The sequence below is a fragment of the Rhodoplanes roseus genome (assembly GCF_003258865.1).
Classification (GTDB): Bacteria; Pseudomonadota; Alphaproteobacteria; order Rhizobiales; family Xanthobacteraceae; genus Rhodoplanes; species Rhodoplanes roseus.
On sequence record NZ_NPEX01000808.1, the window covers coordinates 1 to 274 of the forward strand.

1 pseudogene is annotated in these 274 nt (G+C 63.9%); it reads right to left on the reverse strand.

The window, feature by feature from the left end:
* Positions 1-274: pseudogene (locus tag CH341_RS34905) on the reverse strand (ectoine hydrolase DoeA); the annotation flags it as partial.

The following is a 274-nucleotide window of genomic DNA, read 5'->3' on the forward strand; positions in this document are numbered from 1 at the left end:
CTCGGCATCAACGGCATGATGGCGGGATAATCGCCGCCATATCCCCCCTCGCCCGGTATGCCGCGAACGCCGGTCTCGAGAATGGCAGCCGCCACCTCGCTTTGCGGAACACCAACGTCGATCAGGTCGACGGCACGCTGCATGATGCGCTCGGTGATGCGGGCCGCCTGCCGGATCAGCGCAATTTCGGCGTCCGACTTCACGCAACGCAACCAGTTCACCAGAACACCAGCATCGGAGAAGACCGCATCGGGCAGCTCATCTGCGAGCACCG